Source organism: Cytobacillus citreus, assembly GCF_018343665.1.
Taxonomy (GTDB): domain Bacteria; phylum Bacillota; class Bacilli; order Bacillales; family Cytobacillaceae; genus Cytobacillus; species Cytobacillus citreus.
This window is the reverse complement of sequence record NZ_JAGYPM010000004.1, coordinates 511,579-537,441: the sequence shown is the minus strand read 5'-3', so window position 1 is coordinate 537,441 and position 25,863 is coordinate 511,579. Positions and strand designations below refer to the sequence as shown.

Sequence of the window (25,863 nt, the reverse complement as noted above, 5' to 3'; positions counted from 1 at the left end):
TTTTTTTAACGAAGGATAAGGGGTCTCTTTGGTATTGCCTTTTTTCGAAGTTAGAGAAGTTTATTTTCATGGTAGCTTCACAAGTACCTTCTCTTCTACTTCACACTAATTTATTCTCAATCACTTTGCACACCGAACATGTTTTAAGTACATAAAATGCCTATATATTTTTAACTACTTATGTAATGAGGTGAAGAAAATTATGGCTTTATATATGGATTACACATCACCATCAACTCAATACACATTTGACGTAAATAACAGTCCCTTGTTTAAAAAGGATGACAACAACTTTATTAACATATTAGGTGTGAACCAGTTAAATACATTGGAAAATGTATCTCTGTTAGACATTTTCCTAAGTGCCAATAATGTAGCAGAACCGCAATATCACCCAAATGCTGCCGAATTGAACTATTGTATTTCCGGGGAGCTAACTGTTTCGATGCTGAACCCATTTACAAAACAAATTCTCAATTACGCTATTACCCCCGGTCAAGTGGCAAACATTCCACAAGGTTGGTGGCATTATCAAATGGCTACTGCTGATAACACTCACTTTTTAGCAATTTTTGATGCACCAACTCCAGAGGTGGTTTTTGGTTCAGACATTTTAAAATTTACTCCTACAAATATTATGGCACATACCTACTGTCTCGATGAAAATAAATGGAAAGAAGCAATTGAATCGGTTAAACCATCAACAGTTATAGGACCTTACACAAACTGCAATAGTAAAAACGAAAATTTCACTCAGCAGTATTTAATTCAACAGTATCAACAACAACAATATAATCAACAATATCCCTACGTGCGTCAGTATCAGCAATACTGGGGCTTTAGATAAATTAAATAAATAAATCTATCGGCATGGCTAATCCATGCCTTTTCTGTGTACCTGTTTGTCTCAAAAGCAACAAGAAGGAGTTATTTCGCTTCTTCAACTAAACTGCCAGTTAGCTTAAGTACATTTTTTCACAATCTTTTCGGTATACAATCTAACCTATTATTCAAGAAGATGGCCTTGTTGGTAAAGAAACCGTACGGGGAAATCTGGAACAGGTGGCTCTTGCTGCGTTGGAGGATTTTCATAAATCGATGCCATTAATCTGTTCTATTTTCTCGGAGCCGGAAATATTGCTTCGCCATCGAGAAGGGGTTACTCTGCGAAATGAAGGTCCGCAAAGGGCAAATGAGGCGGTAGAAGCTTATTTGTTGAAAGAACAAAATATTGGCAGAATCCACGACAAACTGCATTCGAGAGCCGTAGCGGATTTATTGCTGGGAAGTTGTTTTCAACATGCATTTCAATTGATTTTTTTGGGTAAAGAGGAGACAAAAGAAGACCGGAGTGAATTTGCAAATCGTATTTTGGATACGTTATTTCCGGGACAAGTATAAGAGTAAGAACATGCTTTCACCTTGCAATAAATTGTATTGTATTCGTAAAAGGTATACCAATCAATATAAGTGATTTTACGAATTTCGGGTGCCTAATTGCAGTTTGAAGAGAGATATGCCCTCCCATTGGTAAGCCACAAAGATTGGCTTGTTTTACATTTTAATGTGCTAATGTAGCTTTTGAATAAAGCTTAACTAAAAGGATTGCAGAAAGCTTTATTTAGCAACAATAAAAAAGAGAAACTATTTTGAACAAAGATTGATCAGAATAGTTTCTTCTATCTAGAACTACTAGCTAAGTTATTATAAAAAAGATTGATTATTTTCAGATTCAAATTTTTCAAAGAAAGCTACCTGTTGTATATAAAGTTACTTTTATACACTATACAGTATCCTATTTTTATTTCCGCCAAAAAGTGGAACAGTCTGCCTTATCCAAAATATTATACTCAATCATTTTCCCAAATAATGAGAAATCAACCGGACGATCCCACGGGAAACGTATCAGCTGCTGGGTGTGCTCATAGCCTGCCTGTACAATTTCATCAGAAAAATGAATAATCCCTGCTCTTTCAGGGGCAACTGCCAAATGATGTTTGGCTATGCTAAAACCAATAATAAATGTGCCGTGATCGGTAAACATAGGCTGATTCCACTTAATTACCGGCATTAAATTTGGAAATTCCTTCGTTACCCAACCCAAAACTTCCTCCGTTCGAGACCGATGCTGAGGGTTATCTATACCCGCTAAATATTCTGCAAAAACTTCCATGTTGTTCCCTCCTAAAAAAATTATGTCATTCGGAGAAGTACCTCAAACACATTTTCTGTTAAAACTCCTCACAGAACCGCTAAGACTCCGTTAATTGAAAAATACTATTGCCTTAAAGCATAATCAAGTATTTCTTGGTACAGTTCGTTCCAATCATGATCATATCCTGTTCTTCACTAGGATTTATAAGAATTCTTTCTCCTGACCAAAATATCTAACATACCGGCTGAAGTACCTCATTCCTTCACCTGTTATTCCAAAGATATCTTCACAACATCATCCAAATATTTCGTTGTGCTATAGCCATCAATAACCAATTTCACAGAGGTCGCATCGATATCATGGAACCGAGCACTTTGAACCGTATGGAAATAACGAGGCTGCTCAATTTCTTCATATGACATTTCATTCACATCATATTCTACCCCATTTTTATCAACGAGCACTCCTTCAGAATTCATATCCATTGAACTAGGTTCATTTTTATCCTCACTAACAATATGGAATAGAAGCCTCTCATATGCTCGATTCTCAATTTCATGATTACTTATGACAATATCGGTAAACTGTCCAACTTCTAGATTGTCTATCGAGATTGTACTGCCTGCATATTCAAAGGTTTGAGGATATTCCTGAGTACCATCCAATTCGATGGATTTTTTGTCTTCAAATTCAAAATAAGCCGCCCCAAATTGAACGTTTACCTCTTTTGGTTTTTCTCCGCAAAGAGGATCAAAGTGTGTTTGAAAAGTAGTCCAATTTATGTCTTGCTGGGAATCCAAATAAGTGCTGCCATACATATCAGGTTTCATTTCTTTATTGTTCACTCTTAGATTGGTAAAATTAAGAACGTTTATCCGCTTCCCTGGCTGTTCATTATTAATACCAAATTGCAGAATCGTCGCTGTTGGAGCCATGGTTAGTTTATCAAATCGAACCGGAATCCCTTCTACTTCTGTTTTTCCATCCAATGCATATTCGATGGAAGGCTGTTTTGTTACAGGGATCTCGAAGCTCCACTCCCCTGTTTTAAATTCACTGTTCTCGTAAGGCCAAAAACTATTACGCATAGAGGAATCGTGAATTATTTTATGAAGCTTAGTGATCTTGAGTTTGATTGTCTCGTTATCCGCTGTCAGTGGCGGCAGACTAATCTTCCCTTGATACACGTTCTTTTCCTTGTTATTTACATCTGATTCAAGGTCAGGAGGATAGTACCTTGGATATGTTACACGGTTCATGATTTCATGTTCGTTCTCCACAAAAACCCCATCATCATAATTCATCACATATTGGTTGTCTTCATCTGTATCTTCTATTTCATAAAAAACAAGCGTCTGCACATCATCAGCTATTGCGCTCTTAATCTTAATTTTCACCCCATCGCTTTCCGCTTCCAGGTTCAGCATTTGACCAAGGTCCTGTTGTAGAAAAGCCCGCAATTCCGGATCTTCTTCTGTCCATGTATAGTAGAGGTAAGGAAGCACCCCAGTAAAGAAACCTATACCGATCAATAATGCGAATACACTTACAAAAACAAGTCCCTTTCTTTTACGTTTCTTTTTCTTCTGTTGTCTGCGCTTCTCCTTTTCTATCAGCTTATCTTTGACCTTCTCCATGAAACCAGATGGCACATGCAAATCTTCCATCCTATCAGTAAGATTTAACATGGTTAACATGGCATCCTGAAAGGCAGCCAGATCCTCCTGACATTCTTGACAATGATAAATATGTACTTCGAAATCAATCTTTTTCGACCGATCCATGGCTCTTTCTAAATAATCGAGGTAATCCTTTTGATAATCCTTACAGCCATTAAAGGTTGATCCAGACCTCATTTCATTTCTAAGTGACTGGATTCCGGAGAACAAAATCTCTTTCATCTTTTCCGCTGAAACTTGGAGAAGATGTGCCGCTTCCTCCTGAGAGAATCCTTGTACATAGGTAAGGACCATGGCTTCTTTCTCATACTCTTTCAATTGATCAAGTGCTTTAAATAAACCCTGACGTGGTTCACTTTCCTCTGAAGCTTGTAAACTTCTATCATTAGAAAGCTCCCGGCAGTTATGTATAAAAATGGCTGTAACCCACGTTTCGAATCGTGTTTTACCTTTAAATCGAGGCAACTCCTTTTGGACTTGTAAAATGGACCGGTAAAAAAGCTCTTCCATTTGCTGCTGATTATTAAGATAGGACCAACCAAGCGTATACAACGATTGTTTATGCTGATCGAACCAATCGACGATGGAGTCCCAGCCTTTTTCTCTTTTTGTAGTGATAGAAATGGGTTCTATTTTTGCTGGAATCATAAACGTGTCCCCCCTTTTTAGCGTAATTCACTGTCACTCCCGACTTTTCTTGGGCTGAAAGTTAATAATTGTTATCAATATATTACAAAAATTATAAATAATGGTTCATATATAGAATATCAAACTTCTTATTCGTTCGTAAGTCTATGTGTCTATTATCTAACTGATAACAGCTGCTTCCTTCTATTTAATCCTCGATATGGAGGAAAAAATGGCAAATTAAAAGAATCCATTTTGAAAAAGATCGATCAAAGTGGATTCTACTCTTTTGAAAACAGATAAATTTTTATAACAATGCTTGCTCACTTTAGGGGCGTTTGTTTAACACATTGCCATCGGTTAGCTTACTATCATACTTGCCGTTTATTCCAGCAAGTACGAAATAATATTTTGATTCGTACTTTGTAGTGTGCTTGCGATATCATCACGATTTGAAATTAATCTAAAATAACAAGTATCGACTTTATCCTGAAATAAACGATATCGTAATAGGTTCTTTTCACTTGTGAGTTTACTTATAATTTGTTCATAGAATTGTCCTTGAGTCATTACATCTGCTGAACCTAAATGAAATGTTCCCTTTAAATCATGTTCAATAATAAATCGTAATTGTTTTGCTAACAGTACATCCAAAAGATTGTTACATACGAGATTACTGTACACATCGATCACTTTATTATTTTTTATGCTTTCATTGATTAATTTCCATCTTGGTGAATCCTTCCCCCATATTGCCGGGATTCGGATAATGACCACTCGCTCATCCAAAATTTCTTTTAGCTTGTTTTCACATTTAATTTTGAACTTCCCATAATCTGATTCAGCAATAGGTATATCTGTTTCTGTGTGGGATCTTGAGAAGTCCCCATCAAATACATTCGTAGTAGAAAAGAAATAAACTCGACTACAATTATTTTGTAATTCTTTAGCCAATTCTTTATGAAACGTAAGCTGTTGATCAAATTCTCCTCTTAGGCAGAAATCACAATGTCAGGCTTAATTGTCCTTGTAATTTCCTTCAGTTTATCTATTTGCTGAACTTCTAATTGGAATTGCTTTTCATTAGGGAGGCTAGTTAACGAAGAAAAATACGTTCCATATACGTCATATTCATCAGTAAATTCATTTATTAAAACTTTTCCTACAAGACCACTTGCTCCAATAATGAGTATTTTTTGCATCGCCATTTCCCTCCACAAACTTTTTTAAACAAATATCATTTCTTTCACTTATGATGCGAATCATTTCTTCCACCTAAAAATTCTCTTTCCTATCCAACATTCCTCCCTCGTGAGCTTAACAAGAAAAGAAATTTTCACTACATGATTTTGCTCGAACTTTTTTTACGAATTATCAATCTTTTTTATAAACGATCAGACTTTATTACAATATCAAGACCTAAATCTAAAAAAGTCATAAAATATAAAAAGTGATACATATTAGTCATGTATAATATGAATCACCCTATTAATTATTGTTAAACAATCGTTGCCCTTTAAATAATGATTTTTTGTTTATTAGTATAGTGATAAGAAATTATCATTTCATTTGTGATTAAGACTAAGTACTTATTTACTCTAAAAACTAGAATTTGCTCCGATCACGACAGTAGCGTCAAGTTCCTCGTCTCTAGCCACTTTTGTGGTAAGCCCAGCACCTGAAAAGATGTCAAAGGTCTGAGGTGCCTGCATTTCGCTCGTCTCTATCAAAAGATGTCCTCCCGGTGCTAGCCAGAGAATTGCTTCTTCTGCAACTCTTCGCTGAATGTCAAGTCCATCCTCTCCTCCGTCAAGTGCCACTTTCGGTTCATGTAGGCGAGCCTCCTGTGGCAGCAGCTTGATTGCCTCGGTAGGAACGTAAGGTACGTTCGCAACTAGGATATTCACATGGCCTTTAAGTGAGTAGGGCAGAGCTTTATACAAGTCACCTTTAAAAACATGGCCACCGAAATCGGTTACGTTGCGGCCAGCGCATCGTACTGCGACAGGGTCAATGTCAACAGAATACAATTCAACTCGTCCTAAAGATGCAGCCAGTGCTACACCCACAGCACCTGACCCGCAACATAGGTCAACGACGATATCACCAGAACATGACAGGGCTTTTGCCTGGTGAACAAGAAACTCGGTACGTTTGCGAGGCACGAAAACGCCTCGGTCCACTTCTATCCGCAAACCACAAAACTCTGCGTATCCAACGATATATTCAAGAGGTAAACCATCGGCTCGCATTTCCGCCATTTTCTTGAGGTCCTCTAGAGTTCGTGCCTCTGAGATAAGTAACCGGGTCTCATCTTCTGCGAAAACACAACCCGCGCTCCGAAGCCTGTTAATTATACATTTTTCCGTTTCATTGTCCAAAAAGAAATTAAATTTTTTTCCTATTTATCTCACCACTTTTGATAAGCTTATTTATAGCACTGTATTCGTTAAAAATTGGAGATATCCTTCTTCAACAAAATGGCTTTAAAATTAAAAATGAGGCTTATCCATGTTCCAGGATTACGCCCTATAATGGGGGACTGCCAACATTTCGGAAATTTTGTACGATAAGCAAATTTCGACATAAATATAGCCAAATACCTATACGCTAAGGGATTGGGCTTATGTTATTGGTTAGTTTTTATTTAAGGGTCTTAATGAATTAACTGGTAATCTATTTGAATCAAATTTATATGTTCCAGGAAGATTTATATGTTCCCAAACTAAAGGTGAAATATGTGGAAGTAATCGTTCTTTTAGGGCATCATTTTTCTTAAACTCTTTTGTAGCTTTACTTAAATACACAGTGTTCCATACGCTTATTGCATTGATTAATATATTTAATGCACTAGCTCTTTGCAGTTGATCTTGTATACCACGCTCTCTTAATTCACCACGTTTTCCAAAAATCAAAGCTCTCTGGCTGATCCATTCATTGCCTCTTCTTTGTTTAAACCACGTTGTATGCGGCGACGCAATACTTCAAATGGGTCGTGTTTTCCGGACCGATAGCCTCTTGCACTTAACCGTTTGCAAAAAAATTAGAAAAACTTGGCGTTCGCCAAGTCCTTTTTGGCGGATGCCTTAGTTTTTCTTATGCGATCTTATTAGCAGATATTTAATTGAAATCACACTTTACTTTAGTACGCTAATAAACTTAAACTTTCTTATTAGCTAAGAAAAAAACCGAACCTTTTTCTGATAGAGAGACAATATAGTGTGTAAGCTGCTTACTCAGGAGGGCCCTCTGAATGCAAAGTGAAGATATGTACCAATTACTCACAAAAATGAAAGATGGTGATCAACAGGCGTTTCATACGATATATGATGCCACCTATCAGGATGTCTACCGGACAGTCTCCTTTATGGTGGATCATCAGCAGGATCGAGAAGATGTCATGAATGAGATCTATATGCAAATGTGGACCTCACTTGCTAACTACGATACGAACCGTCCTTTCCACTTTTGGCTACACGGATTGGTAATCCGTCAAGTGCAGAGATTTCGGGTCAAGAGCTGGCGGAGATTCCGAATTTTTGAACGCATCCGTGGCTTCTCACGGGAAGAGTCTCATTGGGATCAACCTACTGTGTTGATCGATGGGACAAACCAACTGATATCGCAGGCAATCCAAAAACTGACCGACAAACAACGAGCGGTGATTATCCTCCGCTTTTTTCACGACTATACTCTTGAGGAAATCGCGACATTGCTCGGTATTCCGCTGGGTACGGTCAAGTCCAGATATCATGCGGGCCTCCAGTCGCTTCGAAAAAATAAATGGATTCTCCCCCCGGAAAGGATGGAAAAGATCAATGACTATTGAACGTAAAATCCGTGAACATCTGCACAAACAGGCAGAAACTATGGAGTGCCCTACGGCCATTTCCAAACGAATAGAACAATCATATTCTCAATATTTGCAACGAAAAAGGAGCGAAATAACCATGAAAAAACGATTAATTGGTGGAATAGTTGCTGCTGCAATTTTGATTCCAACCGCTGCATTTGCGGCCCCTCCGCTGATTGAAATGCTTACTAGAACACCAATGACTGCTGAACAAGTCAAGGTGGATAAGGTTGGCGAAGCAACACTTGAAAAGCTGTATAGCGCATTTCCCGAAACAAAATCGTTTGAGATTATCGATGCAAGCTACGTTCAAGGTGTCCAAACAAGCATCATACTGCAGGAAAAAGGAGGAACTGGCAAAAAGATTACCCTTCATACAAACGGTATTACGGGTGAGGTTGAACACGTGAATCTAGAGAATTGGGAGCCTAAGGAGAAGCCACTCATTACTTTAACCGATCAGGAAATCAAGGCGAAGGTAGATTTGCTCATTGATAAAATGTATGGCAACATCGAAGAGTACGAGTTTGCTATGGAGCGAATGGAGAACCCGGATCAAAAAACGTTTATGTTGAATTACATCAAAAAGGGAGAAAAAACACCGTTCTACCAGGTATTTGTTCAGGGCGATACAATCAGTGTTACTCTTATCGGAGGTGAGACTACACCTTCAAACATTAGAGTAGAAGGTTTCTTCTCATCAAATGGTATGCCCGATTATACTGCTGATGCCTTTATAAACGATGAAAAACTCTTTTCTTTACTAAAAATGAACCCGACAGAATTAAAACAAGAATTAGCAAAAGGTAAATCTGTTGTGGAGATTGCAGCATCTAAAAATGTCTCTAAACGACAAGTGATTGATGTGATTGCAAAAACACAGGTTGAAAGACAAATTCAAGCTGAGCAAAATGGAGAGATTCCTAAAAACAATCATTCAACGGAACAATTATTAAAAGCTATTGAACCGAAAGTAGTACAAGTTATTGAACACAAAACTGAAACACCATGGTAGAAATAACAAGTGAAGTCGAATGAGGTTGACAAAACATCGCTTGAGAAGCTGTATAGTGCAATTCCCGAAACAAAATCGTTTAAGATTATCGATATGGCTTTTTTTCAAGCTCAACTTCATCATGGCATAATGCACACTTACTCATAAAAAACTATCCCGATTTCATTTTTAAATAATTTTAAATAAAGATAAGGGGCAACAGGTATAACCAGATATGTTTGCCCTAAATCCCTCTGATGTTCTAATTATAACAATGAGAGGAGGGTTTTTCTTTTTTCTTCTAGGGGTAGCATTACATACCCATTAAGCTAACAAGAACGAGTTACCCCGAAACGAAAAAAATGAGCTGAATTCCCATGGACAACTATGAAGGGATAAAATTTTCATTTTGGGGGTATTTCTAGCTTGATGGGCATGTGGTACTACCCCTTTACGGCAAGATTTTGGGTGCTTTGCGTACGGAACAATAGAGCCTGAAGGCTGAATTGAGTGAGCTACGGCTGCAAAATACTAAGGACTTTGGCGAAATCAAAGACCAATTGAGAAATACGGAAGTCATTGTGGAAATTTTGAAAGAAGAAACTTGGAAGAATCAAAAAGACATTCGCAGAATCCAGAAAACGATGGGCATAAAATAAAGGCTTCTACAGAACGTATTCCTCATTACTTTCTTCTTAAAATTTTTCGCCTCTGACTTTTCTTTTCCCCAGCTAAATCCCAATATTTTTGAGAAAGGGATAAACTATAACGTAGCATCTAAAGCGAAAGTGGGGTGTACCATTGGAAACGAATCAGCTTTATCCCTCCGATATGACTCACCTGTTTAAAAAACAGTATGTTGAAGAATGGATGGGAAGAAGAAAACATTATTTTAAAAAGGGAGAGCAGATTTATTTTCCCAAAAAATTAACCAATGAAATCTATCTACTGGTCGACGGTACGGCAAGAATGTTTCATGTGCACCACCATGGAAAGGAATGTGTCCTGGGGCTGTTATCGCAAGGGGATTTTATTGATTTGACGAGTGTGTTTACCGACAAATCAAGTAATGTTTTTGCAATGGCATTGACAGATGTTGCCGCTGTGCAGGTCCGGAAACAGGAAATCAGGGAGCAAGTGATGAATACACCGGAGCTTTCGATGGCTTTGCTTCATTATTTTTCGAATAAACTGCATGAAACAGTTCATATTTTGGAGCAGGTTGCTTATGAAAAAGTGGAAGAGCGATTGATGAATATGCTGAGGAAATTGGCCGATCCGAAAGAGGAGCTGGACGGCTGGTACCCGCTGCCCCATTTTTTGACCCATAAAGATATTGCCGGAATGATTGCGTCCACAAGAGAAACCGTGACATTCTTACTGAATAAATACATTCAAAACGGAGTAATTCGCCAGCAGCAAAATCGGCTCTGGATCCATGCAGATCCATTTACTTAACAAATGGATCGCTGGCGCCGTCATGTAAGGACGCTTACATACAGGCTTCCAATCTCCCTGTTATGGTTATGGTGTAGCCATCCTACAAAAAATCAGGGAGGAGATAAAGATGAATAATATCAATTTCAGGGCAGTCCAACAGATGATGGAGGCCATTCAATCTGATCCGGCGTTAAAAATGAGAAAATGGCATGCTTCAATCAAATGGCAAGACGGTGTCCGGAACGAAGTAAAAATACGTGATTTCGAGCCATTTATGATGGATGAGCCACAGCCATTGGGAGGCACAGACCAGGCTCCCAACCCGGTTGAAATGCTGATTGCTGCCGCGGGAAGCTGCTTTGCGATCACTTTTGAAGTGTTGGCAAGCCAAAAAGGAATTACCTTGGAAGATGTTACGGTGAATATTGAAGCAGACTTGAATGCTGCAGTATTTTTGGGATTGGAAGAAGGGGATGGCGGCATCTTGAATCCCGTACTGATTATCAAGGCAAAGACCTCCGCTTCCAAAGAAGAGATTGACACACTCGTTGCCGAGTCTTTAAGCAAATCAGTGGTCTTGGCCAGTTTAAAAACAGACGTAAACGTAACTGTTTCATAAAAAACTGCACCTTCAATTGTTAGACTGTGTCTAACAATTGGGGTACAGTTCATCAGTAAAAATTGAGAAATTGGACTTTTTTCTTTCTCCAGAAAAGCGCCCTTCGTATTATGGAAGAACAAATGCGCAAGCGCCTTCGGAACAATTAAAGGACAAATTGTTCCTGCGATGAATATTCAAGGAAGCTTTCCTTTTTGCTCACCTCCGACAAGCACAAGACGAGCCTCTCGGAAAGGTGTTCTTTACCTTTCTGGGAGGATTGATCGAAATGTGAAGGCGACTGTTTAGGGACGACTGCATAAGACGAGCCCTGTAAGAAGACGTTCTTTGTCTTCTGGAAGGGATCGGCTTATGACGCGAGTCCCTAGGAGCCGTAACTAGACAAGCTTGTGACCTCGAGGTCGACAAAAGCGCGACGTCCTCCCAAAAGCTTCTCTTTTGGTCGTGCGATGTTTCGCTAACGTAGCTTTCCTTATCCTGTCGCATTGTCGACACTAGTACGTCCTGTACGTCGGAGGTAGGCGCTGGAGCTGAACGTAGATAAACTATATCTCAAGTTATCAACAAATAGCGAAAATTATAATTTCCTATACAACAAGAAATGCAAGTTGTCTCACTTACTCATTTAATATTAGTTTTCCAGCCTTTTTGTAGTTGTTTTCGGATGTAAACAATTTGTCCAATATGGTAAGCGTTATGTGTGGAAATATTTCCTAGAACCCCCCACCACATTGCAGTCACTGGGAAACCATTCACTTCACTTTCTACCTTTTCTTCAGTTAGTAGATCTTGCCACTGAAGCAGAACCTCTAGGAGGCACTCTTTTAAGTCAGCAAATCTTTTATTTTCCGGAACAATAAAGCTTTTATTATTATCACCTATTGGCGCAACAGCATTCACATGAGATTTTTCGTACCTTTTTTGCCATGTCTCATTCCAGTAAAGTAGATGTTGCACAATTTCAGCGATACTGTTACTTTCATCGTTGGGTTTCCAAAACGCTTCTTCCTCTGACAAGTTTGCTACTGATTCCGAAAACGGAACGTAAAAGCTAGGGTCGTTCGCATTTGCTAGAAACTGATCGGCCAAAACATCTTTAGCATGGGACATATTAGTCACACTCCCTTTAAATTATATCTTTTCTATTTCCGTGCTCGTTTGAATTCTCCTGCCTAATTTCCAACTTTAATGGGTTCGAACAATGAATCAAACCCTATAGAATTATCTTCATCCGCTGAAAAAAATTGAGGATTATAACTGCTTTTAATAAACCCATAAAAAACGGTAAAATATACAGTTCTTACGAAATCCTTGGCAGCAACAGAGAAAAAGGGGAATTATATATTTGGGTGGCAAGCCAAGAGTATTATAAAGAAAATGAAGACGATGTGTTTAAGAAAACATCGGGCTTCTCTATAACTATAGTATTAGAGTTAAGCAACGGTGAGGAGTTAAATATTAAAGATTTTAAGTCACCAAGAGATGGAAAAAATTTATTATAAAGATATTGAAAATTATATCCTAAAGATGTAAGGGAAAAAATTAGCACATTTAATAGTGATAAGCTTTTTAAAGACTGTATAATGCTTTGACTGCCAAATAGTGATGAGTGACAATAAAGTTGTTTGGAAAAACAGAACTAGAAATAATTATGCATTAAAATAAAAAATACTCTAGAAACTAATCCAGAGTATTTAAACTATTAAAAAACAAATATTTATTTAACCGCTTCTTTTAATTCCTTACCCGGTTTAAAGGCTGGAACTTTAGAAGCTGCAATTTCTATTTCTTCACCTGTTTGTGGATTACGACCTTTTCTTGCAGATCGTTCACGAACTTCAAATGTTCCAAATCCAATAAATTGGATTTTCTCTTCTTTAGCAAGTGTGTTAGTAATTGTTTCAAATATCGCATCAACTACATTCCCAGCATCTTTTATTGTTAACTCTGCCTGTGTAGATACAGCTTTCACTAATTCTGTTTTATTCATTTTTATACACCTCAAATTTTTTGTATATGTAGAAATAAAATCATATCATATATTCTTCTTTTTTCCTATTTTAAGTATAAACTAATTAGATAAAAATTTGATTTTCAAACTCACACTAGAATATATTTCCCATGCCGAACAACTGTATTTGGCTGTTCGTATCCTAAAGCTTTTGCATCCTTACTTGAAATTTCGACTAATACACTATTAGTCCGAACAAGAAACACTCTACCTTCATATATGTTACTTTTTCTTTCAAAAAGAATAATATCCCCTGCATCCGCCTTCTTTTTATCGGAAAATTCACTCTTTCCTTTTTGCATTTTCTGTTATTACTCTCCTATTTATATTATTCAAATGGCTGATTTCTTTTGACTATAAGGAAGAATATTCTGTTTAGATGTTTAAAATCAACATTAAAAAGATATGATATCTTTTTAATAACCACCTTTCTAAAATTATCTAAACTCCGACCGCTTCCTTATTTTGTGTTATCATACTAATTGCATATGTAAGATTTTCTAAACATTCTAACCGAATTCTTTCATCGCAAACAAAATCATATAAAATTTCTTTTTTTAGTTTTGAAGTAATGACATATAGAGAATCTTCACTTATTTCTTTTAATTGATTCTCATTCAGATAGTTGTAAATTTCTCTTTCAAAGTATTCAACTGTACCAAATAACACCGTCAATTAACATTCTACCTCCTTTTTTCCCATTTACTCGATAGTCAAGCTTCGCCAAAACTATCTCAAAAAAAGCCCACCAAAAAGATTGGTGGACTTGTATGATAAAGGCTATTCTATCATAGGTAACAGTATCCAATCATTTGGTAACCCGACTATCATAGCTAATCACCTTAGACTCGAGGCTTTGCGTCCTTATCTTTCAATAAGTTTGCCTTTATCAAACTAATACTTTTATAATATTACTTTAGCACGGTATTTTTCAATAAAATTCATCATTTCCCAACATATTTTAATAAAAATAGTAGTTTCTTACCGTTTTTATCATAAATAAAATGATTCTAAAGACTTATTTAAAAAGTGATGGATGAGAATTTTATAATTTGATTGAATTTTTGTCTTGTAAGGTATGTCTGAAAACTACCTTTAACCTAGCAATTAAAGACATACTGAATTGAAAATTAACAATAAAGATTATTGATAAAATAAAGGTAATTAATTCAGACAAATACATTCCCTCCCTTTACTTCTTCAGATTATTAGAGAACCTATTAAATTGATAGTTTAGATATGGTCTCATATACAAAAAGCGAACTCAGGAGAAATAGAAAAGTTAGATAAATTTTTGTACCCCTTCTTAACATTAATATTGATATACCTGATGTTTGCGCATAATGAAAAGCAGTTAACCCAGCTAATATTCCCATTATGATGAACCACGGCTCGTAAAATAAAAGATCCCATAAAACTAAACTTTTGACATTGACTACACTCCACCATTTAAAGTCAATGGTAATGACACCTAGCAAATGAAGGCTCTTTGTAATAATACCACTGATACCATGAGCAATTAAGAACGCAGTCCCAGCTAGAGTTGGTACCAATAACAGTAGACAAGGAATTTTTCTGCCTCCAATCACCGGTACCCAATTTGGAACAACTTTTCCCCAGGGTTTGATTAGTAAAAGCAAGGCAAATCCGCAGAACATAATTTCGACACCAGCAACATAGCTTGCCATGTATCCTGATTTAGGGTCTATCAATTGACCAGGCATTCCTACCGATCCGCCTGCTGCTTGATAAAACCTAACAAACACAGCATAAAATAAAGCCCAAAGGAAACCAACATAACCCGGCCAAACAGATGTCATTGTAAAGCGTTCAAATTTATTTAATTTTTCTAATGGAAATTTTTCGTTTGTTAGTGTGTTTTTCATTCCTTTTTCATTCTGTATCATATTTAAGCTCTCCCTCCTCTACTGCATTTCGAACACTTATCTCTCCTGCGATAATAATAAGCAATAGTAGCAAGCCCGAGGCTGACTCCCCAAGGTATCCAAAAAATCATCGGCCCGATCGTTCCCCAGATATTGTTGACTAAAATATTATCTACTGATGTAAGATGAAGAGTGACAGCAATAAAACCGACGGTAAAGACAAACCCTGCAGAAGTTATAGCAATGGAAACAATAGAGGCAGGGATTACCGCTAATAAAATCGGGACTCTTTTACCGCCAATAAACGGGAACCAGTCCGGAAAAATTTCACCCCATTTCTGTATCAATCCAAGTGTAAGGATTCCTCCCATTATGCAAAGTGATCCAAATACCCATTCTGTTAAATGATGCCCCGGATTAATTGTAGATAAATCCTTAAAAAACTGTTTATCTACTCCAAAAGGAATATTCAATGCCCATGCAAAGCGTGATAAAGCATACAGAAGTGGAGCTATAGCAGCAATAATGGTAATCCAAGATCCCCAACGGACAAGGAAGGGAACTTTTCCAGTCTCTGTCCTTCCACAATACTCACAAGCTCCACTGGTTTTGCGTAGATAGATAACTCCTGTGAAGAACCAAAGGATTGCCCCAATAATACAAATAATCTGGTTAAACATCGTCCAGTTAAAAGCAAATTTTAGCATGAAGGCATAAGCCATCATCGCGAGTAATGTCATATCTGGGACAAAGAGAATCAATGAAGCAGCTAATCCCCAAGCATAAACTAAGACCAACCAACGCGGAAGAAATCTTTTAGAGTTTTTTTGCATGACGATACCGATTCCTATACCTAGGAGACAAAGAGTAACAAATGTAATACCTCCTGCTTGAGGGGAAAGATAAGTGATCATTCCTACGAACAAGCCCATACTCTCTTCATTCTTGAAAGGGTAACCGTCTCCTCCAAGTAACCAATACAATTGTAAAAATCCATAAAGTACCGACCAAATTATCGCAGCATACCCAATCCAGGAGGGCCAACCTTTTACTGATTTAACCATTTTTTTCTCCACTGAAGGTAATGGGGATTGCATTTAAATCGTCCTTTTCATATAAATTTTATTGTATATCATTATTCCTTTTACTGAGCGACCGCGGCTACTAGGCCGTAACGCTGGACTAAGTCTTCTTTCAGAGGAGGAAATCGTTCCTCCTCTGAATACACATTTATATTACAATGAGAGGAAGAGTTTGAAACGAATCTACAGAACTGTTTATAAACAGTTCTAGAGTAGCGTTCATGCTTGAAGACATTTCAGAAGCGCTTTGATTTTTATCTGGTGGAACAAATGGATGATAAATGAAGTTTTTGAAATTCTAAGCTGGCGCAATTAAAAGAAGAACTGCTCTATTACGTAAAAACTCGTCAATTTTTTGACGAGTTTAATAAAATTATATATATTTTTTTAATCTGATTGCATAAATCCTTGTTTCCAGGCAAAAACCGCTGCTTTCGTACGGTCGAGCATGTTAAGTTTACTTAAAATATTGCTAACGTGGCCTTTAACTGTTTTTTCACTAATGAACAATTCTTCTGCTATTTCAGCATTTGTTAGTCCGTTAGCAATATAACGCAGTACTTCAAGTTCACGTTCACTTAGTTCAGAAAAAGGATTGGAGGGGGGCGGATTTGTTACCCGAATCTCTTGAACAACTCGAGCCGCTACTTGTGGATGCATAATTGATTCTCCTTGTACAGCCCTCTTTACTGTTTCAACTAATTGATCAGGCTCTATGTCTTTAAGAACATACGAAATCGCACCAGCACGAAGAGCAGGAAAAATATACTCATCCTCATGATATGAAGTTAGTACAATTACTTGTGAACGCGGACTTACTTTTTTTACTTCTCGAATAGCCTCAACCCCATTGATGCCCGGCATTACTAGATCCATTAAAACAACATCAGGAACAAGTTCCGCTGCCATCGAAACAGCCCTTTCCCCATTATCTGCCTCCCCGACTACATGAAAGTCGGGTTGAATAGTGAACAGCGTAATTAACCCTTGTCTTACAATTGTGTGATCATCCACTATTAAAATCGAAATCGGTTCTGTCCTTGTCATTTTGTTTCACCTCTTCTAAATAACGATTCATACCTACTTTACTATCTGTAGAAATGTCTTTTTGGCTACATTGAACGGTAATCTTTACACCTTCTCCTGGCATGCTTTGAATGTCAATCTGTCCCTTTAGTATATGTATCCGCTCACGCATAGAGGAGAGACCAACGCCTTGTTGGTTATGGCTATTTATATCGAATCCACAGCCATTATCTTGAATGGAAAGAGTAACGTCTTCTTTACAAATCAAATGAATCGTCACCACGCTAGCCTGACTATGACGCACCACATTGTGCAATGCTTCTTGTGTAATACGAAAGAACACCTCTTCAATAATAGGGGAAACCTGCTGCTTCTCAATTGTCTTAAGGTCCACGTAAATCCCTGTTTGTTCCTGCCACATCTCAACATAATCCTTAAGTGCATCAGATAAATTCTTCCCTTCCAGTACAACTGGACGTAATTCACGTATTAATGCACTTAATTCCCGTTGTGTTTGATGTAACAAATTTTCAGCTTTCATCAAATGATCTCTAGCTGTTTTCTCATCTTTTCCGATAAGGGTTTTGCTCGTATTCAACCAGATCGAGGTAGCAAACAGCTGTTGCTTCACACTGTCGTGCAGCTCTCTCGCTAACCGATTCCTCTCCTCAAGTGTGGCTAAATCCTGCCGTATGCGAAATAAGTTACGAAGTTGTTTCGCCATTTGATTCAGTCTTCGTGACAACTGTCCTAATTCATCTTTAGAAGGATCATTCACAAATGTTGTAAAATCCCCTTTACTCCATCGATCAGTAGAAGATAAAATCTTACGAATCCTGCGAACCAGACTTCTTGATGTAAATATACCAAAAGCAATACCAACAAGAGCTGCACCTAACAGGAACGCTAAAATACTAAGAACGAAAAATTGAAAACTTGATTTCCAAAAAGTAAAGTATGAAAAATGTATATCATTAGCTTTTAAGACTAAGGTCCCTCGTACATCCTTTTCATTTGCTAATGGTGCAACAATATACAAGATATCATCACGAGTATAACTATACGATTTTAGTTTACGAGCTTCTGAGGGTGGGAGTGACAAAGCAATCTGAATATCCTTTTGTACTTTTTCAGGCAGTTCTGATTGAATATCTATTTTTTGCAGCGCCCTTTCTCCAGTACTTGCAATTATTTGCCCTTCTGGGTCGATGACCATAGAAAATCCTTGGAATTCAACTCCAACTTCAAATGGCCAATCTTCTAAAGCTTTCTCTAGTTGATTTTGATTAACAAAGGGACCATTAAAATTAGAAGCTATCACTTGTGCTTGTTTAGCAACCTGCAGTTCAAGTGCACGATTCGAATTAAAATTAACGAGAGTAAGAAAAACGAGGAAACCTATCACTTCAAGTAAAAGAAGAACAATTATGGTAATTAAAATATAGTATAGAGTCAACTTCCATTGTAGACGTCGGAAATTAAAATGGGGTAATAATCTCATACTTTATTCCTTTCTTCTGAACGATTAAAACCGTTTTAAATATTTAAATTTTATCTAAATTCGCTTTCTACCTAAAGATTTCTCTATACTTTTGTAATTCCCTTTATAAATAAATTATTAATTTAAAGAAGTGGAATTCTAAATCGATAGCTTTCTTCTACATAAATTAATAAAGAATTCTCGGCATTTAAGGTAATTAGAGAGGTGTTATTTAGAATATATCAAAACCTCTATCAGATATAAAAACCAAATGAAATTTCTTGTTCATTCTCTGTTCACATTCCAATAATAAACTACAGTTGATAGAAAGAGAATGGAGGAATAAAAAATGAATATTGCTTGGAAAGAAATGAAAAAAAATAAAGCAAGATTTTTAATATTAGGTTCTATCGTTTTTCTTGTTAGTTTATTAACGTTAATTATATCTGGTCTGGCAAATGGATTATCACAAGACAATGCTGCATTAATTAAAGATTTACCTGATGGTCAATTTTATATGACGAAAGATTCAGACCAGACGTATACTCTTTCAAAAATCGATAGCAACACACAAGATAAAGTTTTAGATAAAGAAAAAGATGCCGCTGCTTTTTCTATTCAAATGGGATTTGTGAATGATAGTGCTGATAAACAGCAAAGTGTCGTGTTTGTTACATCAACCGAGTCCGAGTTGTTCGAGAATGTGAAAAAAGGGGAAATCGTCCTAGATAACTCAATGAAAGATAAAGGGATAAAAGTGGGAGATGTCCTGACAAATAATCAATACAGCGGCGAGTTTACTGTAAAAGGTTTTGTAGACCAAAAGAAATTCAGTCATGCCCCTGTTGCTTTTATTAATATGGAAGACTACAAGGAAATGTATCGTACAAATGAAATGCAAATGCTTTTCGTTCCTGGAGAGGATTCACCACAAGCAATCGATGGATTACAAGCATTTTCGAAAAAGGAATTTCTTGATACCATTCCAAGTTATAGCGCAGAACAGATGTCCTTAAATATGATTGTTTGGTTTTTAGTCGTCATTAGTGGAATGTTGTTTGCCATCTTTTTCTACATGATGAACGTTCAAAAAATTGGTTTATACGGTATTTTAAAAGCAATCGGTGTCAAAACAAGTGCTTTGTTTAAAATGATGTGGACACAAATGCTGTTTATTACAGTCATTGCTCTTAGTCTATCCATTGCACTCAGTCAAGTTTTTAATAAGTTCGCACCTGAGGGTATGCCATTCCATTTAACCCCTGATACAACGGTAAAATTGTCAATCGTCTTCCTTATAATCGGATTTATTGGAGCTACTCTTTCAGGTATGCAGATAAAAAAAGTGGAACCATTACAAGCAATTCAACAAGGAGAGGTTTAATATGACAGTATTTACAATAGAGGACGTAAGAAAAACCTTTACAAATGGCGAAGTGACAGAAGAAATCCTAAAAGGAGTCAATCTTTCCCTTAAAGAAGGCGAGGTAACAGCATTAGTAGGTGCTTCGGGTTCGGGTAAAAGTACGCTTCTAACAATCGCAGCTGGACTTCAGCCAGCATCAGATGGACAGATATTGTTCGAAGGGACAAACTTGACTGAAATGAATGCAGAACAAGTTCGAAAAATACGGGCAAACAAATTTGGTTTTGTTTTTCAATTTGCCCATCTGGTCCCTTTTCTTACAGTAGAAGAGCAACTAATGCTGATGTTAGATGTAGCAGGCACTAAAATGAAGAAACGTGAACAAAAAAAAGAAATTGACGAGATCCTTTCATTAGTTGACATGGGCCATCGGAAAAAGGCCTATCCATCTTCCTTATCTGGCGGGGAAAAGCAGAGGATTGCCATTGCTCGTGCCATTATCCATAAACCGAAAGTTCTCTTTGCAGATGAACCAACTGCCAGTTTGGATTCTAAAAGGTCTAAAGATGTAATGGCATTAATCCGAGAATTAACCAAAACGCTTAACATTACTACCTTACTAGTTACTCATGATGAAGAAATGCTTGCATATGCTGATCGTATTATCAAAATGAGCGATGGACAGGTTGCATAGCACTAAGCTCGAATAATGGTTATTCAGATATGAAGAAGCAAGAGACTCTCCTCCTGCTTCTTCTATTTTAAATTTAAAAAATATTTTTTTACATAATGTTCTACTTCTATCGAAGTTTTCAATTGTAAAATATGTTCTAAATGGTCATTAAGTTGGTCTTTATTTAGCTTGGCAATTTGTCCTCTTGTCTTTAATATCGATAATGGACTCATCGAAAATTCATCTAACCCTAATGCTAAAAGGATTGGAATCGCCACTTCATCTCCTGCCATTTCACCACACATCCCTACCCATTTTCCATGATTATGGGCAGCATCAATAACCATTTTAATAAGCCTTAATACAGCAGGATGATAGGGTTGATATAAATATGAAATTTTTTCATTCATGCGATCGGCTGCTAATGTATACTGAATTAAATCATTCGTTCCAATCGATAAGAAATCCGCTTCTTGCGCAAATAAGTCGGCTATGACAGCAGCAGATGGAATTTCAACCATCATTCCAATTTCGATTTGATCATTAACTAATGCCCCGCCATCCAACAGCTTTTGCTTTTCTTCAAGCAAAATCGCCTTTGCTCTTCTAAATTCATCTAAGGTCGCGATCATAGGGAACATGATTTTCAAATTCCCATACATACTTGCTCTTAATAATGCACGTAATTGGGTGCGGAAAATATTCTGTTGATCTAGGCATAATCGAATGGCACGATAGCCTAAAAACGGATTTATTTCAGCTGGCAGCTTTAAATATGGCAGCTCCTTATCACCACCAATATCTAATGTACGAACAACAGTAGGCTTCCCATCCATTTTCGAAAGAACGGTTTTATATGCATCAAATTGCTCTTCCTCCGTCGGCAACTCCACTCGATCCATGAATAAAAATTCTGTTCGAAATAAGCCAATTCCATCTCCACCGTTTGCAATTATGGCATCTACATCTTTCGGGTTACCAATATTACCAGCGATTTCCACGATATGACCATCAGCACTAATGCTTGGAAGTGTTATATAATTTTTGAGTAATTTACTATCTTTCTCAAGTTCCTTCAGAGAAGCTCTATACTGAGCCTGTACATCTTCTGTAGCATTTACAATCACTTTTCCTTTTAGTCCATCAATGATAAGTGGAGACCCATTAGGAATATTCTTCGAGGCATTTTTAGTACCAACAATCGCTGGAATACCCATTGCTCTGGCTAAAATGGCTGAATGTGATGTTCTTCCTCCAATATCAGTAACAAAGCCTTTCACAAATTGCTTATCTAATTGGGCTGTCATGGAGGGAGTTAAATCTTCCGCAACGATAATAACTTCCCTTGATATTCGGCTATAATCAGGAAGCTCAACCTGTAATAAATGAGCCAATATTCGTTTGCAGACATCACGAATATCAGCAGCACGCTCCTTCATATAATCGTTATCCATTGATTCAAACATACCTGAATACATTGTACAAACTTCATCCAAAGCAGACTCCGCATTTATTTTTTCATTAAACTTCGCTTCTAATGCTGAAAAAATTTCAGGGTCCTGAAGTATTAATAAATGGGCAGAAAAGATCGCTGCCTTCTCTTCCCCCAATTTATATATTGCTGAATCGCGAATTGCCTCTAGATCCAGCTTTGTTTTGGCCACTGCTTCTTTTAATCTATTGATTTCAGAATCTACATGAGTGATCTCAACCTTTTCAAAAGATAAATCCGGCTCTACTAAACAATACGCAGCTGCTAGGGCGATGCCATTTGAAACAGAAATCCCATTAATCTCTAACATTCTTCACCAAGACCTTGTGAAATAATGACCTCTGTCACCTTACTGATTAACTCTTCCGCATCCGCCCCATTGGCTGAAATAGTGACAAGCGCACCTACTGGAATAGCTTGTGCCATTACACCCATTATTGATTTTAAATTTACGGATTTATTATTGTAGAGTAATTCAACACTTGCCGTAAAAGGTGAAACGGAGGAAACTAATAATGTAGCAGGCCTCGCATGCAAACCTTCGGATGTAGTAATTTTAAATGATTTTTCCATTTGTCATGTCCCCAATCGTTTATTTCATTAATTAGTTATTATTAAAATATGGGCTATGTTAAACTTCCCTGTTGATTTCCGCTGCAGGCACTCGCTTTCCGCGGGCGGTCCGGAAGCCTCCTCGTCGCTATCGCTCCTGCGGGGTCTCCCTTTGACTCGCTTTTCCCGCAGGACATTGAATAAACTCCCCTGAATAAACACCGCACGAAGGAAATGCGAATGCATTTTCGAGGATCTCGCGCCTTCCGCTCCAATCAACAACAAAATAGCATTTTCAACACTGAGTTTTAACACAGCCAAAATATAAAAACTGTTTAACTAGTTTTTACTACTGCTAAACAGTTCTTATAAGGTTATAGCAGCCCAAAAAGCCCATTCTTAAAGAATCGAGAATATTAATTATTTATCTATTTATTACGGATTTTTTTAACTTCATCTGCTACAAATTGGACATTTGTCCCTACGATTACTTGAATGCTTTTTGGTCCGGCAACCTTAATCCCATGGACACCTGTGGCTTTAATTTTCTTTTGATCCACATGATCCATATTTTGAACTTCTACACGCAAGCGAGTTGCGCAATTATCAACTGAAACAACATTAGCATCTCCGCCTAAACCATCGTAAATCTTCGTTGCCAATTCATAAAACTTATTATTAGAATCATTACTATGACCGCTATTAATCTCTTCTTCTGTCTCATCTTCTCTGCCAGGTGTTTTTAAATTGAATTTCAAAATTAAGAAACGGAATAATACATAATAAATAACTGCAAAGACTAGTCCTTGAACGAGAAGCATTAGAGGCATATTGGCAATCGGTATGCGAAGACTTAAGAAATAATCAATAAATCCTGCACTAAACATGAAACCAGCAGTCCATTGGAAAGTAGCAGCGATAAATAGAGAAAGACCCGTTAACAAAGCATGAACTACATAAAGTGCTGGTGCTAAGAACATGAAAGCGAATTCAAGAGGCTCTGTAACACCTGTAAAAAAGGAAGCAAATCCTGCTGCCAACATTAAGGAAGCTGCTTGTTTTTTTCTCTTTGTTTTAGCTGTATGATACATGGCGAGTCCTGCAGCTGGTAATCCAAACATCATAATCGGGAAGAATCCAGCCTGGTACATTCCAGTAACTCCTTTTTCACCTGAACTGCTCCAGAAATTCCCGATATCATTGATTCCAATCGTATCAAACCAAAATACGGCATTAAGTGCATGGTGTAAACCTGTTGGGATTAATAGACGGTTAAAGAATCCATACAATCCTGCTCCTGCAGCACCTAAACTACTTATTCCTTCACCAAATGAAACTAGTGCCCCATATACGATAGGCCATACATAGAATAATACAGCTGACACGACTAGCATTGCGACAGCAGACATGATCGGGACGAGCCTCTTCCCACTAAAGAATGCTAAGAAGTCTGGCAGCTTTACTTGACTAAATCGATTGTACATGATTGAAGCTACAATACCTGATAAAATACCAATAAATGCATTTTTTATTTTCCCAAAGGCTGGGTCTACACTTCCAGCATCAACCCCCTGCAATAAGGCAACAGTGTCTGCCGATAACATCGTCGTTACGACTAGGAATGCAACGAGACCACTTAGTGCCGCAGATCCATCCTTTTCCTTAGCCAATCCAAATGCTGCACCAACCGCAAATAAGATAGGAATATTCTCAATAATTGAACCGCCAGCTTTGAGTAAAAAGGCAGCTAGTGCATTCCCTGCCCCCCATCCATCATGGTCAATCCAATATCCGATCCCCATCAAGATGGCAGCCGCTGGCAGTACAGCAACTGGAAGCATTAGTGAACCTCCAAGTCTTTGCAGATATTTCATCATCTTCTATTCAACTCCTATTCATAGTTTTTGAAAATAATAAAATGATAGCAGTTCCTGTTGAAAGCGTTACTTCCTTAAACGCTCAATATGAAGTGTGATATACCCTAGTTCTTGTTCTGGAAGATCTATTTCGTGAATCCTTACTAAATCCTCAGCAACCTTCTTTGCACAATTGAATGAGGAAGGAAACTTTCTTTGAATCATGAATAGCATTTCTTCATCCAACGTGTGAAGCTCGTTTTCACTCAATCTTGTTAATGTAAACCGAAGATGTGTTATGAGGCGTTGATAAGAAATATCGTCTTCTTCAAAGGCAATGGCTAAATGTCTCTTAATTGATTGAACCATATCACGGACAATCGCCGTTTGCCGTACCGTCTGGTGCAAATCACTTCCTTGTGGTTTCATTGTATGAAGGTGAAGCGCGATAAAAGCAGCTTCATCTTCCGGCATTTCCACTTGGCAAACTTTTCTTATATGTTGAAGCGCCCATAGACCAATTTCAAATTCTTTTTGATAAAGTATTTTAATTTCATTTAATAATTTATTATGGATATAAATGCCTTCTATTGTTCTTTCAATTGCAAATGAAAGATGATCTGTTAGAACAATATGAATATGATCATTTAATTTCGTACCCATACATTCTTCTGCATACGTAATAATTTCTTCTGATATGGTAAAATGTTCTGCTGGTATTCTACATAATAACTGTTCAAGCTTTTCATTTTCCCGCATGACAAATATCTTCTCTACTTTTTCAACATTTACAGGATCATTTCGTTTTTTGTTAAAAGCAATTCCAGAACCAATCGCAATTTTCTCCCGGCCATCGTGGATGACAATGACTGCATTATTATTAAGAATCTTTTTTATTTTGATTGCGAGCACCTCCTTTCTTCACCAAATAAGTTCTTATCTTATAAAGTGAAACTTCCATCAGTGGGGATTTTCGACGCACAGGACGTGCTAGTGCCGACGTTGCCACAGGACGTGGCGTTCTTAGTCGGCCTTCATCCCCCACTGATGGTTAGTTGCGGCCCACAGGAAG

Annotated in this window: 27 protein-coding genes, 1 pseudogene and 1 riboswitch; of the genes and pseudogenes, 10 read left to right on the top strand and 18 right to left on the bottom strand. The window is 37.4% G+C overall.

Annotation, left to right across the window (positions count from 1 at the left end; translation table 11 throughout):
- The first annotated feature begins 202 nt into the window (after positions 1-202).
- Together KHA94_RS19140 and KHA94_RS19135 are read left to right on the top strand one after the other, a co-directional pair.
- Positions 203-847 carry a cupin domain-containing protein gene (locus tag KHA94_RS19140; protein WP_213103653.1) on the top strand — a complete coding sequence of 215 codons (645 nt, stop codon included), beginning with the start codon at positions 203-205 and terminating at the stop codon, positions 845-847.
- Between the two features lie 230 nt (positions 848-1,077).
- Positions 1,078-1,401, top strand: coding sequence for a TetR family transcriptional regulator (locus KHA94_RS19135; protein WP_249365610.1), 324 nt, complete (start codon positions 1,078-1,080; stop codon positions 1,399-1,401).
- A gap of 400 nt (positions 1,402-1,801) precedes the next feature.
- Here the strand turns inward: KHA94_RS19135 and KHA94_RS19130 are convergent, their stop codons facing one another.
- The 6 genes and pseudogenes from KHA94_RS19130 to KHA94_RS19110 form a co-directional block, all read right to left on the bottom strand.
- The gene (locus KHA94_RS19130) at positions 1,802-2,173 is read right to left on the bottom strand and encodes an iron chaperone (protein WP_213103708.1); all 372 of its coding nucleotides are present in this window, start codon (positions 2,171-2,173) and stop codon (positions 1,802-1,804) included.
- A 251-nt stretch (positions 2,174-2,424) separates the two neighbouring features.
- The gene (locus KHA94_RS19125) at positions 2,425-4,482 is read right to left on the bottom strand and encodes a sigma-70 family RNA polymerase sigma factor (protein ID WP_213103707.1); all 2,058 of its coding nucleotides are present in this window, start codon (positions 4,480-4,482) and stop codon (positions 2,425-2,427) included.
- A gap of 363 nt (positions 4,483-4,845) precedes the next feature.
- A complete protein-coding gene (locus KHA94_RS19120; RefSeq protein WP_249365609.1) occupies positions 4,846-5,415 on the bottom strand; it encodes a sugar nucleotide-binding protein in 570 nt (189 codons plus the stop codon).
- Between the two features lie 38 nt (positions 5,416-5,453).
- Positions 5,454-5,663, bottom strand: a complete 210-nt coding sequence (locus KHA94_RS26040) for an NAD-dependent epimerase/dehydratase family protein (protein WP_249365608.1) — start codon at positions 5,661-5,663, stop codon at positions 5,454-5,456.
- Positions 5,664-6,059: 396 nt separating this feature from the next.
- Positions 6,060-6,842 (bottom strand): putative protein N(5)-glutamine methyltransferase, encoded by a 783-nt coding sequence (locus tag KHA94_RS19115; protein WP_213103706.1) that lies wholly within the window; start codon positions 6,840-6,842, stop codon positions 6,060-6,062.
- A gap of 255 nt (positions 6,843-7,097) precedes the next feature.
- Positions 7,098-7,447: pseudogene (locus KHA94_RS19110) on the bottom strand (Tn3 family transposase); the annotation flags it as partial.
- 267 nt (positions 7,448-7,714) lie between these two features.
- Here KHA94_RS19110 and KHA94_RS19105 point away from each other — a divergent pair.
- The 5 genes from KHA94_RS19105 (at position 7,715) to KHA94_RS19085 (ending at position 11,367) form a co-directional block, all read left to right on the top strand.
- Entirely contained in the window at positions 7,715-8,290 is a 576-nt protein-coding gene (locus KHA94_RS19105; protein ID WP_213103705.1) for a sigma-70 family RNA polymerase sigma factor, read from the top strand.
- A gap of 121 nt (positions 8,291-8,411) precedes the next feature.
- The gene (locus tag KHA94_RS19100; RefSeq protein ID WP_420828183.1) at positions 8,412-9,329 is read left to right on the top strand and encodes a hypothetical protein; all 918 of its coding nucleotides are present in this window, start codon (positions 8,412-8,414) and stop codon (positions 9,327-9,329) included.
- Positions 9,330-9,814: 485 nt separating this feature from the next.
- On the top strand, positions 9,815-9,967 hold the full coding sequence (locus KHA94_RS19095; RefSeq protein ID WP_213103703.1) for a hypothetical protein: 153 nt from the start codon (positions 9,815-9,817) through the stop codon (positions 9,965-9,967).
- A 142-nt stretch (positions 9,968-10,109) separates the two neighbouring features.
- Positions 10,110-10,766, top strand: coding sequence for a Crp/Fnr family transcriptional regulator (locus KHA94_RS19090; RefSeq protein WP_213103702.1), 657 nt, complete (start codon positions 10,110-10,112; stop codon positions 10,764-10,766).
- Positions 10,767-10,875: 109 nt separating this feature from the next.
- Positions 10,876-11,367: an OsmC family protein gene (locus tag KHA94_RS19085; RefSeq protein ID WP_213103701.1), complete on the top strand. Its 492-nt coding sequence runs from the start codon at positions 10,876-10,878 to the stop codon at positions 11,365-11,367.
- A gap of 621 nt (positions 11,368-11,988) precedes the next feature.
- Here KHA94_RS19085 and KHA94_RS19080 read toward each other — a convergent pair.
- Positions 11,989-12,477 carry a DinB family protein gene (locus tag KHA94_RS19080; RefSeq protein WP_213103700.1) on the bottom strand — a complete coding sequence of 163 codons (489 nt, stop codon included), beginning with the start codon at positions 12,475-12,477 and terminating at the stop codon, positions 11,989-11,991.
- A gap of 239 nt (positions 12,478-12,716) precedes the next feature.
- Here KHA94_RS19080 and KHA94_RS19075 point away from each other — a divergent pair, with 239 nt between their 5' ends.
- Positions 12,717-12,869, top strand: coding sequence for a hypothetical protein (locus KHA94_RS19075; protein ID WP_213103699.1), 153 nt, complete (start codon positions 12,717-12,719; stop codon positions 12,867-12,869).
- A 215-nt stretch (positions 12,870-13,084) separates the two neighbouring features.
- Here the strand turns inward: KHA94_RS19075 and KHA94_RS19070 are convergent, their stop codons facing one another.
- The 7 genes from KHA94_RS19070 to KHA94_RS19040 form a co-directional block, all read right to left on the bottom strand.
- Positions 13,085-13,357 (bottom strand): HU family DNA-binding protein, encoded by a 273-nt coding sequence (locus KHA94_RS19070; RefSeq protein WP_213103698.1) that lies wholly within the window; start codon positions 13,355-13,357, stop codon positions 13,085-13,087.
- 110 nt (positions 13,358-13,467) lie between these two features.
- Positions 13,468-13,680: a DUF2187 family protein gene (locus tag KHA94_RS19065; protein WP_213103697.1), complete on the bottom strand. Its 213-nt coding sequence runs from the start codon at positions 13,678-13,680 to the stop codon at positions 13,468-13,470.
- Between the two features lie 139 nt (positions 13,681-13,819).
- A complete protein-coding gene (locus KHA94_RS19060; protein WP_338030842.1) occupies positions 13,820-14,047 on the bottom strand; it encodes a hypothetical protein in 228 nt (75 codons plus the stop codon).
- A gap of 142 nt (positions 14,048-14,189) precedes the next feature.
- Positions 14,190-14,273: riboswitch (cyclic di-GMP riboswitch) on the bottom strand.
- 325 nt (positions 14,274-14,598) lie between these two features.
- A complete protein-coding gene (locus KHA94_RS19055; RefSeq protein ID WP_249365607.1) occupies positions 14,599-15,285 on the bottom strand; it encodes a DUF3995 domain-containing protein in 687 nt (228 codons plus the stop codon).
- 2 nt (positions 15,286-15,287) lie between these two features.
- On the bottom strand, positions 15,288-16,328 hold the full coding sequence (locus KHA94_RS19050) for a hypothetical protein (RefSeq protein ID WP_249365606.1): 1,041 nt from the start codon (positions 16,326-16,328) through the stop codon (positions 15,288-15,290).
- 405 nt (positions 16,329-16,733) lie between these two features.
- Entirely contained in the window at positions 16,734-17,393 is a 660-nt protein-coding gene (locus KHA94_RS19045) for a response regulator (protein WP_213103694.1), read from the bottom strand.
- Positions 17,353-18,873, bottom strand: coding sequence for a sensor histidine kinase (locus tag KHA94_RS19040; protein WP_213103693.1), 1,521 nt, complete (start codon positions 18,871-18,873; stop codon positions 17,353-17,355). Before KHA94_RS19040 ends, KHA94_RS19045 begins: the two co-directional genes overlap by 41 nt.
- Positions 18,874-19,201: 328 nt before the next feature.
- On the opposite strand from KHA94_RS19040, the gene KHA94_RS19035 reads away from it, so the two are divergent.
- Positions 19,202-20,236, top strand: a complete 1,035-nt coding sequence (locus tag KHA94_RS19035; RefSeq protein ID WP_213103692.1) for an ABC transporter permease — start codon at positions 19,202-19,204, stop codon at positions 20,234-20,236.
- A 1-nt stretch (position 20,237) separates the two neighbouring features.
- The gene (locus KHA94_RS19030; RefSeq protein ID WP_213103691.1) at positions 20,238-20,912 is read left to right on the top strand and encodes an ABC transporter ATP-binding protein; all 675 of its coding nucleotides are present in this window, start codon (positions 20,238-20,240) and stop codon (positions 20,910-20,912) included.
- Positions 20,913-20,974: 62 nt separating this feature from the next.
- Here KHA94_RS19030 and ptsP read toward each other — a convergent pair whose 3' ends face one another.
- From ptsP to KHA94_RS19010, 4 genes are all read right to left on the bottom strand, one after another.
- Positions 20,975-22,693 (bottom strand): phosphoenolpyruvate--protein phosphotransferase, encoded by a 1,719-nt coding sequence (ptsP, locus tag KHA94_RS19025; RefSeq protein ID WP_213103690.1) that lies wholly within the window; start codon positions 22,691-22,693, stop codon positions 20,975-20,977.
- Positions 22,687-22,956, bottom strand: a complete 270-nt coding sequence (locus tag KHA94_RS19020) for an HPr family phosphocarrier protein (protein ID WP_213103689.1) — start codon at positions 22,954-22,956, stop codon at positions 22,687-22,689. The genes ptsP and KHA94_RS19020 overlap by 7 nt, the downstream gene beginning before the upstream one ends.
- A gap of 407 nt (positions 22,957-23,363) precedes the next feature.
- Complete coding sequence (gene nagE / locus KHA94_RS19015) at positions 23,364-24,812, bottom strand: N-acetylglucosamine-specific PTS transporter subunit IIBC (RefSeq protein ID WP_213103688.1); 1,449 nt, start codon at positions 24,810-24,812, stop codon at positions 23,364-23,366.
- 66 nt (positions 24,813-24,878) lie between these two features.
- Positions 24,879-25,694, bottom strand: coding sequence for a PRD domain-containing protein (locus KHA94_RS19010; RefSeq protein ID WP_213103938.1), 816 nt, complete (start codon positions 25,692-25,694; stop codon positions 24,879-24,881).
- Positions 25,695-25,863: the final 169 nt, after the last annotated feature.